Here is a 14,312-nt window from a genome sequence, read left to right on the forward strand (position 1 = left end):
ACAGAAAATTGTTCGGATAATTGTCGTAACCTCCCCGGGAGTGTCATTACCTCCCAGCTCAGGGCGATCATTATTCCGGTGGCACACACCGGCCCCCATCTGGTCAAACGCCGACGCTCATCATTTCGGTTGATTTAGTGGTGGCGATCATCCGTCACTCTCTCGGGTGAGTGCGCTCAAGATCGCTGTAGATGTTCCTAAGCTCGCCGCGTGACTTCGCAGGAGCCAGAAAACCCGCAATTCGCCGTCGCCGACATTCCCGACACCGAGGTGATCTCCGTGGAGGTGCCGGCGCCGGTGTTCGTGGACAGCACCGGACGCCGCAGCCGGCTGCTGCGACGTCTCGCCTACGCGTTCGGTGTGCTGGTCATGCTCTACGGCGGCCTGATCAGCGTCAGCCTGGCCGGTGGTCCGGTCCGGTCCAGTGCCGTGCTGCCGTTGCCCGGTCTCGAGGCGGAGACCGACGACGACGGCAAGGCGGCGCCGCGGCCGACCCCCACGCCGGCCCCGACCACGTCGCCGACCGCGCTGTTCGTCACCGATGCGCTGCCCCGCCGCACCACCGCGCCGCGCACGACGGCACCCCGCCTGGAGTCGACCAAGGTGGTGACGACGAAGCCGACGCCCAAGAAGACGACCGCGCCGGTCACGCCGAAGCCCTCGGTCACCACCACCAAGCCGACCGAGTCGACCACTACGCCGACGACGACCGGGCCGACCACCACACCGCCGACCACGACCGCCCCGGCACCCGCCCCGCCGACGGTCGGCACCGGCGGGCAGGGCGGCGGATCCGCGGAGCCCACCCCGGTCGCCTCGTCCACCACGGTCGCACCGGCTCCGGCTGAGCCCGCGGAGACCGCTGAGCCCGTCAAGTCAGTTGCGCCGCCGAAGTCCGCCGAACCCGTCGAGACGCGGGCCACCCAGGAGCCGGAGCCGGCCGCTGAGCCCAGCCCCGCTCCGGAGGTCTCGGCGTGAGTCCGGCCCGCGCCCGCGGCCCGGCGCGCCGTCGTCTCCTCCCCAAACCCCGCGTCCTGCTGGGCTCGATGTTGGTGATCCTCTTCGTCGGCGTTCTGACGGTGCAGGCCTACATCAACGCCGAGTTCAAGAGCGACCACGCCGAGGAAGAGGTGGGCGACCAGGACGGCGTACCGCTGGCGATCCGTGGGGGCGGGCCGGTCATCAACACCACCGGCGGCCAGGAGAGCAGCACCCGGATGCCGGAGCGCACCATCGCGCTCACCTTCGACGACGGCCCCGACCCGACCTGGACCCCGAAAATCCTCGAGGTGCTGAAGGAGAACGACGCGCACGGCACGTTCTTCGTGGTCGGTTCCGAGGTGGCCCGCCATCCGGCGCTCACCAAGCAGATCACCGCCGGCGGCAACGAGCTGGGCCTGCACACCTTCACCCACCCGAACCTGCAGCGGGTGGCGCCCTGGCGACGCACGCTCGAGCTGTCCCAGACCCAGGTCGCGATCGCCCGGGCCACCGGCGTGCGCACCAACCTGGCCCGCTTCCCGTACTCGTCGAAGGCCAACGCGATCGACGACACGAACTGGGAGCTGGTCAAGGAGGCCGGCAAGCAGGGCTACCTGGTCGTCGTCAACGACCTGGACAGCGAGGACTGGCAGCTGCCCGGGGTGCGGCAGATCGTGCGCAACGCGACCCCGGCCGGCGAGACCTCGGCGGTCATCCTGTTCCATGACGCCGGCGGTGACCGCTCGCAGACGCTGGCCGCGCTGCGCCGGTTCATCCCGATGATGAAGGAGCGCGGCTACCGCTTCACCACGGTCACCGAGGGCCTGAACCAGAGCATCGAAGCACGGAACAAGGCGAAGGGCGCGGCCGCCGTACCGCTGCTGCCGGAGAACCCGGCGGCGCCGGCCGCGGACGTCTGGCGCGGTAGTGCGGTGCTGTGGACGGTGCGGCTCGCCGACGGGCTCGTCTGGTTCATCGCCGGCCTGTTCCTGGTGGTCGGGTTGCTCACCATCGGCCGTACCCTCCTGCTCCTGCTTCTCGCCACCCGGCACGCCCGGCAGCGCCGCAAGCCGGACTGGAGCTGGGGTCCGCCGGTCACCGACCCGGTGTCGGTGATCGTGCCCGCCTACAACGAGAAGGAGGGCATCGAGGCGGCCGTACGCTCGCTGGCCGGCGGCGACTATCCGGGCATCGAGGTGGTGGTGGTCGACGACGGCTCGACCGACGACACCGCCGCGATCGTGGAGCGGATGGCGCTGCCCAACGTGCGCGTGGTGCGGGTGCCCAACGGCGGCAAGTCGAACGCTCTGAACACCGGGATCGCGCTGGCCAAGAACGACCTGATCGTCACCGTCGACGGCGACACGATCTTCGAGAAGGACTCGATCCGGATGCTGGTGCAGGCGTTCGCCGACCCGACCGTGGGTGCGGTCGCCGGCAACGTCAAGGTCGGCAACCGGGAGAAGATGGTCGCCGCCTGGCAGCACATCGAGTACGTGATCGGCTTCAACCTGGACCGCCGCCTCTACGAGGTGCTCAACTGCATGCCGACCGTGCCGGGTGCGATCGGCGCGTTCCGCCGGGAGGCGCTCGCCCAGGTCGGTGGGGTCAGCGACGAGACGCTGGCCGAGGACACCGACGTCACCATGGCGCTGTGCCGGGCCGGGTGGCGGGTGGTCTACGAGGAGCGGGCGAAGGCCTGGACCGAGGCGCCGACCACCCTCGAGCAGCTCTACCGCCAGCGCTACCGCTGGAGCTACGGCACCATGCAGGCGATGTGGAAGCACCGCCGGGCGCTGCGCGACTCCGGGCCGTCCGGTCGTTTCGGGCGGGTCGGCCTGCCGTTCCTGGCGCTGTTCGGGGTGGCGCTGCCGATGCTCGCCCCGGTCGTCGACATCATGCTGCTCTACGGCCTGGTCTTCTGGGAGTTGCAGGAGACGCTGCTGGCCTGGTTCGGCATGCTGATGCTGCAGCTGTTCACCGCGGCGGTCGCGTTCCGCTTCGACAAGGAGTCGGTCAAACCGCTGTGGCGGCTGCCGTTGCAGCAGTTCGCCTACCGGCAGCTGATGTACCTGGTGCTGATGCAGTCGGCGACGACCGCGATGACCGGCGGCCGGCTGCGCTGGCACAAGCTGCAGCGGGCCGGCCTGGCCCAGCGCTCGGGAATGATCGACGTGCCGCAGCAGAAGCTGGCACCGCAGATCGACACCTGGCCGTCCACTATCGACGTGCCGCGGCCGGGCTCCGATCACCCGGCCGCCGGACGTGCGGTGGCCCTGCCGGTGCAGCCGAGCGCGATGGACCCCGAAGACCTTCCGTCAGCCGGCTCGCCCCCGGGTGGCGGCTCCGGCCCGGTTTACACCGGGTGATGCGCCGGCCCGTACCCCGCTCGACCTGCAGCCGGTCGGGGTGCGGGCCGGCGCTACCACTAAGCCGCGATGAGCTCGGCAATCTCGGCGCTCGTGGTGGGCTGCGCGAACGGGAAGACGACGTGCAGCGAGGTGCCGTCGCCGGGCCGGTCGGAGAGCGCCACCGTGGCGTGATGCGCGTCCAGGATCTTCTTGGCCACCGCGAGTCCGCGGTCCGGCCCGGGGATCTCCGACGGGTTGGCGATCGCGCCGTAGAAGAGATGCGGGAACAGCTCCGGGCGTACGCCGTTGGGCATGTCCATGTCGTCGATGTGCAGGGCCGGACCGGACTCGATCTCGGTGCCGACCCGCACCCGGCCGCCGGCCGGGGTGTATTTCACCGCGGCGAACAGCAGCTGGGTGAACACCTGCTCGAGGCGTACCGGATCGGCGATGATCGGCAGGGCCGGACCGCCGCCCTGGTTGAGGATCCAGATCTGCTTGGTGGCCGCGATCGGCCGCACCGCCTCGACCGCCCGCTGGGTGACCCGGGTCAGGTCGATCTGCCGCATGTGCAGGCTCTCGCTGCCGAAACCGGCGTCCGCCATGGTGGTCAGGTGGTGCAGCAGGTCGAGGAAGCCGCGGATGTGCCCGGCCGTGGCCCGGCCGACCAGTTCGGCCATCTCGGCGTCGTGCCGGCCGGTGCTGCCCAGCTTCTCCAGGTAGGTGGACATCAGCCGCAGCGGCGCCCGCAGGTCCCCGCCGACCAGCTGGGCCAGGTCGTCCTTGCGCCGTTCCAGCTCCTGCAGCCGGGCCGTGGTGTTGGCCAGCGCGACCGAGTGCCGGCGCAGCTCCATCTGTGAGGTGACCTGCCGGGCCAGCGCACGCAGCGCCTGGAGTTGCTCGACGCCGACGCTGCGCGGCGAGTTGTCGATCACGCAGAGCGTGCCCAGCGCGTACCCGTCCGTGGTGACCAGCGGCGCCCCGGCGTAGAAGCGGATGCCGCCCTCCATGTCGACCGACGGGTTGTCGGCGAACCGGGCGTCCTTGGTCGCGTCCGGCACCACCAGCAGGTCCCGGCCGAGGATCGCGTGCGCGCAGAAGGAGAGGTCGCGGGACGTCTCGGTGAGGTCGGTGCCGACCCGCGCCTTGAACCACTGACGGTCCGTGTCGACGAGGGTGACCAGCGACATCGGTGTCCCGCACACGTTCGAGGCGAGCTGCACGATGTCGTCGAAGTCCTGCTCCGGCGCGCTGTCGAGGATGTCGAGCGCGTACAGGGCGGACAGGCGATCGGTTTCGTTGTCGGGCAGGGAAGCGTGCATGGGTTACCTCCGAGGCTCGCTTCAGAGATACCACCCAAAAGTAGCTATCCACGCCCATCGGACAAACTTTGGCTCGTCTGGTCGACTGAAAAGGGGGGCGCGGATCGCGCCCCCCTTTTCTCATGCTCAGATCTTGCCGACCCCGGCACCCGCCTTCACCAGGGCGGAGACGTCGGCGGTCGCGCCGAGCGGGAACGAGTACGGCGGGGTGGTGAACGTCCCGGTCTGCGTGATGACCGGCGCCTCGCCACCGAAGTCGTTGCCGCTGATCACCGCGAAACCGTCCTCATCGGAGTCCTCGGTGGTCCAGACCGGCAGCTTCACGTTGACGAACACGTTGTTCTGCACCAGGCACTGCGCCGACATCAGGCAGTGGATACCGCTGGTCGCGGCGTTGGTGAACAGGTTGTCGTAGATGTGCGCGGTGCCGAAGCGCAGCCGCGGCAGCCGGGAGGCCACGTTGTCGAACCAGTTGTGGCTGTAGGTGACCCGCAGGCGCCCGGTGTCCTCGGCGGCGTTGCTGTCGCTGTGCCCGACCAGCGAGCCCTTGAAGTGGTCGTGCAGGTAGTTCCAGGAGACCGTGACGAAGTCGGTGGCGTGCGTCAGGTCGACCATGCCGTCGTAGAAGTCCTTGTCGTGACTGGTGTCGTTGAAGAGCTCGTTGTGGTCGATCCAGATGTGGTCGGACACCTGGGCCGCGATCAGGTCGGTGGGCGCCTGCGCGAACGAGATCTTCAGGTTGCGGATGATGACGTTGCTGGCCTTCTTGATGAAGAAGCCGCCGCCGGTCAGGCCCGCGTTCGCGGTGGTGCCGACGATCGTCTTGTTCGAGGAGACGACCACCTGGTCATCGCCGCCGCCCTGGATGACCGTGGCGAGCTGCAGGATCTTCGGGCCGGTCGAGGCGGCCTCGGTGATCAGCTGGCTCAGCGAGGTGATGTTCACCGTCGTGCCGCCGGCGCCACCGGTGGTCCCGGCCCCGAAGCCGATCGGACTGGTCTCGAAACCGCCACTCGGTGCGCTGGTCGTGGGAGTCGTGGTCGGGGTCGTGGTGGGAGCCGTGGTCGGGGTCGTGGTGGGAGTCGTGGTCGGGGTCGTCGTGGCCGGCGTCGAGCTTCCACCGACGGTCACGCTCACGTCGTCGAACTGCGCGGTCGCGTCGTACGTCTGGAGCCCGATCCGCCCCTTCGCGAAGGTCGTCGCCGTCGCCGTCGCGACCTGCGCCCCGTTCACCGACCCGCTCAGCGTGTTCCCATTGACGGTCAGACCCAGGGTGTACGACGTTCCCGCGCTCACCGTGAGCGCGGCCTCGCCCAGCACCGTCGCGGTGCCCGACTTCACCGATTCCAGTCGCACCTTGTTCGCCCCGGTCAGGGCCAGGCGGTAGAAGCTGGTGGCACTGGTCGAGCGGGCCACGATGGCGGCGTACCCGCCGGAAGCGACCGACAGCGGCTCAACCTTGGCCGACACGGTGTAATCGGCCCAGTCGGTCAGCCCCGCGAACTCCCGGGCCAGGGTGGCGCCGGTCTTGCCCTGCTTGAGCACGTGCGAGCCGTCGCTGACCACCGACCAGGTGCCGCCCGATTTGCTCCAGCCGGCGGTGTCGCCGTCCTCGAAGCTGTCGGAGAAGCCGGCCGCCGAGGCCCCGTCGGCATCCGCGAACGACACCGACGCGAGGCTGCCCAGACCGACCACGACCGTGGTCATACCGGCCGCCAGGGCGATCCTTTTCTTATTCATGGGGTTCCTTTCGGGCTACGAGGACAAGCGAGACCGTAGGCGCCCGAAAACGTCGCAGTCAAAGCCCTTAAAGCAAAAATAAGAACACTCCGAGCTGCGGGTAAGCGCTTGCCCTGCCTTTTCTCAACGCGCCCCAGAAAGGCTTCGTGAAAAGAATGGAGAGCAATTAGTTCCATCATTTAGTGGTCGTTGCCGCATAAAAAGGTTGCCACCGTCCGATGTGACCCCGGTCACATCCACAGGCTCCCGACAGGTTCGGTTGATGTATTCGCACATGTCGATTTCTCGGACACCCTCAGAGGAGAACTGATGCACGACGACGACGAACCCGTCGGCCGGCTGCTCAGCCGCCGCCAGGCACTGGTAACCCTGGGCCTGGCCACCGGCGCCGGCCTGGTCGTTGCCGCGGGCGCCACCACCGCCCAGGCCGCCACCCGCCCCACCGCGACCACGGTCGACTGCGTGGCGAAGCCGGAGATGACCGAAGGCCCCTACTTCGTGGACGAGGGCCTCAACCGCAGCGACATCCGGATCGACACGTCCGACGGCTCGGTGTCGCCCGGCACCCGGCTGACCCTGGACCTGAACATCCTGCAGATCACCGACGGCGTGTGCAGCCCGCTGGCCGGCGCGCAGGTGGACATCTGGCACTGCGACGCGGCCGGCGTCTATTCCGACGAGGCCGCCAACAACTCGGTGGGCAAGACGTTCCTGCGCGGCTACCAGATCTCCAACAGCCGCGGCCAGGTCCGCTTCATCACCGTCCTGCCCGGCTGGTACCAGGGCCGCACGGTGCACATCCACCTCAAGGTGCGAACCACCGGCACCGACGGAAACCCGTACGAGTTCACCTCGCAGCTCTTCTTCACCGAGGAGTTCAACGCCGCGTTCCTGGCCACCGACCCGTACGCGGCAAAGGGCACCCCCGACACCACGAACGCGACGGACGGCATCTACAACACGGTCGGCGACCAGATGCTGCTGCAGCCGACCCGCCAGGGCCGCACCGCCTGGTCGGCCTGCTTCGGCATCGGCCTGGACCTCTCCGACACCGCGGTCGGCGCCCCCGACGGCGGCATGGGCGGCCCCGGCGGTCCGGGTGGCCCCGGCGGCCCGCCCCCGAGTGGCCCGCCGCCGTCCGGCACCCCGTCGCCGACCCCCACCGACTCGCCGTCCCCCACCGAATCGCCCACCGCTACCGAGTCGCCGTCGGCCTGAACAGGTTGCGGGGGCCGGACCGCTGTGCGGCCCCGCCCGGCCCCCGCAAGCTCTCTCTCACCAGACGGAGTCACCACGGATGACGACGTCGCTGCCACCATCCACATAGATCACTTGACCGCACAGGTGGGTGTTCTCGACGCTGCCGAGCCAGGCCAGCAAATTGGCCACCGCCTCCGGCTGCGCCACCCCGTTCAGCGGCATCGGCACCAGCTCGAGAAGAGCCGCCGTCTGCTCCTCGGTGGCAATCATGTCGGCGGTCATCGGCGTGACGATGATGCCCGGCCCAACAGCGTTGAGCGGAATGGAAGCACCGGCCCACTCAACGGCCGGCGCCTGCCGCCGCACCCAGCGCGACAGAGCCTTCTTGCTGGAGCTGTAAATCAGCGACCCGAGCGTCTCCGGCGACTTGGCCAGCACTTCGGCCCGGGCAAGCGCGGCCGCTTCATCCCGGTTCTCCAGCAGAGCCACCAGCTCGTCATCAACCGGGTGCAGAGCCGCCATCGAGGAGACGACAACGGCCCGGGGCGCAGCCGACCCCAACAGGAACGGCCGCAGCCCTTCCAGCGTGGCAAGCGCCCCGAAGAAGTTGACCGCAACGGTCGCCGGCACCGGCAGAGCAAGGCCCGCGACCGCGTACACAGCGTCAATGGCCCCACCGGTAAGCCGCTGCACACCGTCGACGAGCGCGGCACGCCCCTCAGCCGTGGTGAGGTCGGCCGTGATCTCCGCATCGTGCAGATCGACCCCGACCACCCGCTCCCCGCGGCTTTCCAGCAGCTCCTTGGTGGCCTTACCGATGCCGGATGCCGATCCGGTGACCACCGATACACGAGCCATGGCGCGCCTCCCGTCCGTCGTTCACCTAGATCGTCACGCCGAGTCGCCGCCCGGAGTCAGTGCCCAAAGTCCCCGTTCCCGGGTCGTTGAGACCGCTCACCGAGGACATCCCGATAGAGCGCATCCCGAAGCGCAATCTCCCGCCGATCGAGAAGCCCGAACCCAAGCCGGTTGGGCGCATAGCAGTACCCGATGCCGGTATCCGGATCCGCGAACCCGAACGACCCACCGTTCCCCGGAGTCCCGAAGGCGGAGTTGGCGGCACTGCCGAAAGGCGCGTCCGGCGTGGGTTTCAAATACCCAAGAGAGAAGGAGATTGGCGTACGCAACATCTCGTCCACGGTTCCCCCCGAGGGTGCCCGAGCCGGTTGAACGAGGGCTTCGAGCGTGCCGGCGGTAATGCCGAGCTTCCCGGTGAGGGCAGCGTCATAGGCGGCCGCCACCGCTCGGGGTTCCCCGATGCCGTTCCCGGCCGGAATCTCGACACGCAGCATCTCGTCGGTGTTGAAGGCGGTGTCCACAACAAGCTCAGGAGGATTACTGAGCGACCGCCGAACCGGACTCCCGGGTTTCATCATGGCGAGCAACGTGCTGGTCGGATAGTCCCGAAGATGCATCATCATCTGCAGGTTCCCCCGCCCATGAATGGTGGCCCGCCGCGCCATGTCGAAGTCGTCGGGCAGTCCGATGTAGAAGCTCAACCCGAGCGGCCCAGCAATCTCATCAGCGAAGTAGCGCCCGATAGACCGCCCACCAGGATCAACCCGGCGAAGCAGCTCACTCTCATACCAGCCAAGCGTGATCGTGTGATAGCCATGCCGAGTGCCGGCCGCCCAGAGCGGCCGCTGTATAGCAAGAGCAGCCGCCATAAAGTCAAGATCACCAAGGTCGGCAACGGTCAACGGCACATCAACAATCGGCAGCCCAGCTTGATGAGACAACAATTGCCGTACGGTGATCCCGCCCTTACCGCGCCACCCGAACTCAGGCCAGTAGGCAGCAACGCGCTCGTCATAATCAAGAAGCCCCCGAGAGTGAGCAAGGGCAAGCGCGAGCGACGAGACCCCTTTGGTAGTGGAGTACATAACCACAACGGTGTCCGCCTGCCAGGGCAACCGCTTCACTCCGTCCCGATACCCACCCCAGAGGTCAACAACCTTGCGCCCGCCCCGATAGACCGTGCAGGCCGCCCCGATCTCACCGCGCTCAGCAAAGTTACGGCGAAACGCATCGGCCACCGGCCCATACCCTTCGTCGACGTCCCCATGAATAAGCTCCGGCGCCACCGCAACCTTGACCATGGCGTTCTCGCTTCCAAGATCACCGGGCAGCCGCCCAGGCCCCGATCGAGATCCGACGCCACCCTGCCTCGATCATGACCCCGCCCCACCGCCCACCGACACGGCCGAATTTCCCCCGACAGACAGGCTGAAAGCCTCGTCGACGGCGGCACGGGGGACCACGTCGCGGGACTGGTCGGGAAGTTGGTCGGTCTGGTCTGCCGTGATTTGGCGTGGGTCCGGCTTGGCCAGATATCGGGTGGCGGTGTGCGGGAGGTCGCCGGTGCGGGTCTCCTGCGTGTCGTGCCACAGGGCGAGGAACGCTGCACGAGCGGGGTCGGCGCCTTCTTCAACTGCGATAAGGGCCGCCAACTGGGCGGTACTGAGCTGCCCCGATTTTTTCGGACAGGCCTATTTAGGCTCAATTCATGCGGCTAGCTGCCGATCTTCGAACTCGTACCGGACTTGGTGCGGTGTCTTATAGCCGAGTTGCGAGTGGCGTCTGCGGGAATTGTAGCGGAGCTCGATGTATCTGGCAATGTCGCGGCGGGCATGTTCGCGGGTCGGATAAACGGTGCGGTGGACCCGTTCGTTCTTCAGTGTCGCGAAGAACGATTCGGCCATTGCATTGTCGTAGCAGATACCCGTACGGCCGACGGATTGGCGAATTCCAAGTTCGCTGAGGGTGGCGCTGTAGTCGGCCGAGGTGTAATTGCTGCCACGGTCGGAATGGAAGATCGCGTCATCGGCCAGGCGATGGTTCGCGGCGGCCATCCGCACTGCTTTCTCGATGAGCGGCGTGCGATAGTTGTCGTCCGTTGCCCAGCCGATGACTTCCCGGGTATGGCAGTCGATCACGGTCGCCAGGAAAAGCCAGCCCTGCCAGGTTGGGACATAGGTGATGTCACCGACCATTTTCCGTCCCGGCTGGTCGGTGGTGAAATCGCGGTCCATCAGGTCCGGGATGCGGTGCGGCGTGTCGCCGGCGACCGTGAGGCTGTGTCGCCACGGCCGCGGCTGGCATGGTCGCAGCCCCAGCTCACGCATCAGCGCGCGGACCAGCTCCAGGCCACAGGTGATGCCGTGTTCGGCCAGGTCCGCGTGGACGCGCCGGTAGCCGTAGGTGCCGTCGGACGCTTCGAAGAAATGAACGATTAAAGTCTTCAATTCCTCACGCCGACAGGAAGTCGCGGAGGCCGGCTTGTTCCGCCATTCGTAATACCCTGATCGGGAAACTTCAAGCCACACACACATTTTCGCCAACGACGGCGACAGCGGGTGTCTGTTCTGCTGGGAGGTTGCGTACTCGGCGTCGATGAATTCGAACGTGTCACTCACCGATGATCCCGGGCGAAGTACGCTGCGGCTTTTTTCAGGAATTCGTTCTCCATCCGCAGTTCCCGTGTCTCGCGCTCGAGTTGCCGTAGCCGTTCCCGCTCGTTGACCGACAGGGCCGGTTCCTCGCCGGCGTGGTCGCGGCGATATCGGGCTACCCAGCTACCTAACGTGCCCTCGCCGATCCCCAATTCGCGAGCCACGTCAACAATCGGACGCGACTCGTCGATGACGAGTTTCACAGCCTCCCGCCGGAACTCCGGCGAGAAACTTCGCTTTGGACGAGGCATTCACTTTCCTTCCCAGGCGAACCAATTCTACTTGGTGCACCTGTCCGGAAAGATCATGGCGGCTCATACGCATGGTGTGCTCGGCGACCGATTCCGGGTCGCGGACTCCGGCGTGCCACCACCCGGTGCGGCGCACGCGCTTGAGCAACCCGAGCTCGTACCCGAATGCGGCGATCGCCTCAGCGTCTTCTGGCACCGGTGGTCCTTCCTAGCGGCCGGAGATGCGCGCCGCGTACTGAATTCCGAACCGCGTACCTACAGTTGTCGCAGGCATCCGGCCTCTCAAGCCTTGGTCGTTGCCTCGGTGAGTGCCGTTGCGGCATGGACAAGGTCGGCCCATGGAAACAATCCGGCGGCCGGCGGGCCCATGTTAGGTGTCGGCAGAGGCCAGCGGTCCGGGTCGAACATGAGGTCGACACCCCACGAGCGAAGCGCCTTGACGCTGGCCTGGAACGCGGGATGGCGAGCGAGAGCAACGTTCGGCGTCGGAACGGCGATGATCGGCAGGCCCATCCCGATTGCCTCGTTGAGCATGCCCAGGGCGAGGGTGTCGCTGGCTCCGGCGGCCATCTTGTTGATCGTGTTGAAGGTGGCCGGAGCGATGATGAAGGCTTCCGGCTGCGGCAAGACGTCGGGCTCGTCCGGTTGTTTGTAGTCGTATCGGACCGCGTGGCCAGTGAGCGTGGCGAGCGCATCGCAGTCCATGAACTTCAAAGCAGATGGGGTCGCGACGACGCAGACGTGCCATCCGGCGGTCTGCATTTGGGCTACGAAGGCCGGTAGGTCGGCTGCGGGGCGCCCGCCGCACGCAACGACGCAAAGGACCGGCTGGCCATCGATCGGCATGCGGCTCCAGCACTAACTCGGCAATCGGCGAAGTATCGTCGTGCAATGGTCACGCACCGTGCGGAGTCAGGGACCGCCTTGGACCATTTCGGTGTCCGGGTTCGCCGCTGGCGGCTAAAGCGTAACCTCAGCCAGCGGGTGCTCGCCGACCTTGCAGGCGTGAGCCAGGGCTACATCGCCCAGATCGAAGCCGGCACCTCGCCCCTGGACAAGCGCAGCACGCAGCTTGCGATCGCGCGGGCGTTGCAGGTGTCGCTGGCCGACCTGACCGGTCAGCCGTACGACCCGACAACCCTGGAGCACGTCACGGCGGCTCGCCATTTCCCGCCACTTCGTGCCGCGCTCGCCGAGCTCGCCTTCGGCGTGACGGAGATTCCGGAGAATCGACCGGCCGATCTTGTGGCTACGTTGACCGGCATAACCGAGTTGCACAATGCCTGCCGCTACGACCAACTGGTGGCCCAGCTCCCCGCGCTTATCTTGACGTTGGGGAACGATCGCGAAAGTCCCGCGGCTTTACGCCGCTTGGTGTGGGCAACGTACGCGGCGACCTTCGCGGCGAAGTATCTGGGACATGCCGACCTTGCGATGCTCGCGGCCCAGCAATGTCAGGCCACAGCGTCGACGCTGATGGATGAACCGGAATGGCTCGGAATCGCGGAATTCGCCACCGTGCACACCCTTCCGCCGGAAACCAGGTCATTGCCGTTGAAGCGGGCCGGCCAAGCGATCGACCACATGGACTCCGCAGCTGGTCATCCGCGTGCGGGTCAGGTCTACGGGATGCTGCACCTGAGCGCGGCCATGCTGTCGGCGATCGACGGGGACGCACAGCGGAGTCTGGACCATCTCCGGGAAGCGACTGTCATCGCAAGCCGCCTCGGCGAAGGCAACTTCGGCGAGCTGTGGTTCGGGCCGACGAATGTCGCGATCTGGCAGCTGGGTGTACTCGCCGAACTGAACGAAGGCGGAGCCGCCATGTCGCTGCCACCGATCGATGTTTCCGTCATCGGATCATCGAACCGGCGAGCCACGATGTATGCCGATTTGGGACGCTGCCTCGCGCAGACTCGGAAACACGACGCCGAAGCCAGGGCCGCCCTGCTTCGGGCCGAGGAGATCGCGCCCCAGCGGGTTCGGCTGTCGCCGCTCGTCCGGGAGACCGTCGGTTCGATGCTGCGGCGGGCGCGCCGTTCAACTGGCGGGCGCGAACTTCAAGCATTGGCCGCGCGCCTCGACGCGACGTGATTAGAGCGGCTAATCATTTCGGCAGTTGGCGGCCATAGCGTCACACCCGGCGAAGCAGCCGGCGGGAGGTGCGTGGCGAGTGGCGAACCAAACAAGCGGGACAGGAAACCGACCGGCCGGGCCTGCGTACTACGCGATATCAGCGGATCAATGCTTGGTCGAGGCGCAGGCCGTGCTCGATGAACACGTCACGTCCAGCGGCACTGGCCGCTGCCTGGCGTGCGACTCGCCGGCACCGTGTTGGCGTCGAGAGAGCGCGGTGACGATCTTCTCCCGAAGTCTGCGGCTGCCGACACGACGGCCCGGAGCGAGCCCACCCGACTTGATCAACGCCCGCCGAATTTCGCCGTGATGCCGCCAAGCAGCCCGGTTCAAGAAGGGAGACCAGCCAGCGATGATGCGGGACGACTTGTTACAGCGGATCGCGGCGCTACCAGCAAACGCGGACGTCGGAATCCAGATCGGTGACGACCACCTCGACATCACGGACGTCATTGCATGGGGCGATGGCGACTTCGGCGCACTCAGGTGCCACCCGAACGACGTCCGTGATCTGCTCGCCGCATGGGGCCTTCACGACCGGCGTTCAGAGTAAAAGCAAAGCTGGCTGATACAACAGCGAGCGAAGGCAACTGCGTGGAAGTCGCCACCAACCTCCCCAGCGTCGTAGCCGTCCGAGACACCAAGAACCGCGCGAATGGCACCTTGCTCTTCACCTCAGAAGAGTGGAAGGCCTTCATCACCGACCTAAGGCACGGAGAGTTCGATCTCTAGCGACCATCCAGCCGGCCACAGCTGACCACGGCGGCCGCCGCAGCCAGAGCGTGACCGGCGCAGCCAAGGCGTGACCGGCGTAGCCAA

The 14,312-nt window shown here is 67.0% G+C and carries 13 protein-coding genes; 6 read left to right on the forward strand and 7 right to left on the reverse strand.

What is annotated here, in order from left to right; genetic code table 11:
* Positions 1 to 210: 210 nt before the first annotated feature.
* The gene (locus tag Adu01nite_RS04505; protein ID WP_203725069.1) at positions 211 to 978 is read left to right on the forward strand and encodes a hypothetical protein; all 768 of its coding nucleotides are present in this window, start codon (positions 211 to 213) and stop codon (positions 976 to 978) included.
* Between the two features lie 68 nt (positions 979 to 1,046).
* Entirely contained in the window at positions 1,047 to 3,350 is a 2,304-nt protein-coding gene (locus tag Adu01nite_RS04510; protein ID WP_203725138.1) for a bifunctional polysaccharide deacetylase/glycosyltransferase family 2 protein, read from the forward strand.
* Positions 3,351 to 3,409: 59 nt separating this feature from the next.
* Here Adu01nite_RS04510 and Adu01nite_RS04515 read toward each other — a convergent pair whose 3' ends face one another.
* Entirely contained in the window at positions 3,410 to 4,654 is a 1,245-nt protein-coding gene (locus Adu01nite_RS04515; protein WP_203725071.1) for a GAF domain-containing sensor histidine kinase, read from the reverse strand.
* Positions 4,655 to 4,780: 126 nt separating this feature from the next.
* Positions 4,781 to 6,394 carry a pectate lyase family protein gene (locus tag Adu01nite_RS04520; RefSeq protein WP_203725073.1) on the reverse strand — a complete coding sequence of 538 codons (1,614 nt, stop codon included), beginning with the start codon at positions 6,392 to 6,394 and terminating at the stop codon, positions 4,781 to 4,783.
* A 309-nt stretch (positions 6,395 to 6,703) separates the two neighbouring features.
* Here Adu01nite_RS04520 and Adu01nite_RS04525 point away from each other — a divergent pair, with 309 nt between their 5' ends.
* The gene (locus Adu01nite_RS04525; protein ID WP_203725075.1) at positions 6,704 to 7,612 is read left to right on the forward strand and encodes a dioxygenase family protein; all 909 of its coding nucleotides are present in this window, start codon (positions 6,704 to 6,706) and stop codon (positions 7,610 to 7,612) included.
* Positions 7,613 to 7,669: 57 nt separating this feature from the next.
* Here the strand turns inward: Adu01nite_RS04525 and Adu01nite_RS04530 are convergent, their stop codons facing one another.
* The 5 genes from Adu01nite_RS04530 to Adu01nite_RS04545 form a co-directional block, all read right to left on the reverse strand.
* Complete coding sequence (locus tag Adu01nite_RS04530; RefSeq protein WP_203725077.1) at positions 7,670 to 8,452, reverse strand: SDR family oxidoreductase; 783 nt, start codon at positions 8,450 to 8,452, stop codon at positions 7,670 to 7,672.
* Positions 8,453 to 8,508: 56 nt separating this feature from the next.
* Complete coding sequence (locus Adu01nite_RS04535) at positions 8,509 to 9,753, reverse strand: serine hydrolase domain-containing protein (protein ID WP_203725079.1); 1,245 nt, start codon at positions 9,751 to 9,753, stop codon at positions 8,509 to 8,511.
* 405 nt (positions 9,754 to 10,158) lie between these two features.
* Positions 10,159 to 11,357 (reverse strand): IS3 family transposase gene (locus Adu01nite_RS04540; RefSeq protein WP_203725081.1). Its coding sequence is split into 2 segments (ribosomal slippage): positions 10,159 to 11,093 and positions 11,093 to 11,357, totalling 1,200 coding nucleotides; the frame shifts between segments, so codons are not numbered across the junction.
* Positions 11,272 to 11,553 carry an HD domain-containing protein gene (locus tag Adu01nite_RS49065; RefSeq protein ID WP_379130789.1) on the reverse strand — a complete coding sequence of 94 codons (282 nt, stop codon included), beginning with the start codon at positions 11,551 to 11,553 and terminating at the stop codon, positions 11,272 to 11,274. Before Adu01nite_RS49065 ends, Adu01nite_RS04540 begins: the two co-directional genes overlap by 86 nt.
* A gap of 86 nt (positions 11,554 to 11,639) precedes the next feature.
* Positions 11,640 to 12,203, reverse strand: coding sequence for a flavoprotein (locus Adu01nite_RS04545; RefSeq protein WP_203725083.1), 564 nt, complete (start codon positions 12,201 to 12,203; stop codon positions 11,640 to 11,642).
* Positions 12,204 to 12,248: 45 nt separating this feature from the next.
* Between Adu01nite_RS04545 and Adu01nite_RS04550 the strand changes: the two genes are divergently transcribed.
* From Adu01nite_RS04550 to Adu01nite_RS04560, 3 genes are all read left to right on the forward strand, one after another.
* Entirely contained in the window at positions 12,249 to 13,451 is a 1,203-nt protein-coding gene (locus tag Adu01nite_RS04550) for a helix-turn-helix domain-containing protein (protein ID WP_203725084.1), read from the forward strand.
* 394 nt (positions 13,452 to 13,845) lie between these two features.
* Complete coding sequence (locus tag Adu01nite_RS04555) at positions 13,846 to 14,046, forward strand: hypothetical protein (RefSeq protein ID WP_203725142.1); 201 nt, start codon at positions 13,846 to 13,848, stop codon at positions 14,044 to 14,046.
* Positions 14,016 to 14,225 (forward strand): DUF397 domain-containing protein, encoded by a 210-nt coding sequence (locus Adu01nite_RS04560; protein WP_203725086.1) that lies wholly within the window; start codon positions 14,016 to 14,018, stop codon positions 14,223 to 14,225. The genes Adu01nite_RS04555 and Adu01nite_RS04560 overlap by 31 nt, the downstream gene beginning before the upstream one ends.
* The last annotated feature ends 87 nt before the right edge of the window (positions 14,226 to 14,312 follow it).

The organism is Paractinoplanes durhamensis, assembly GCF_016862175.1.
GTDB lineage: Bacteria > Actinomycetota > Actinomycetes > Mycobacteriales > Micromonosporaceae > Actinoplanes > Actinoplanes durhamensis.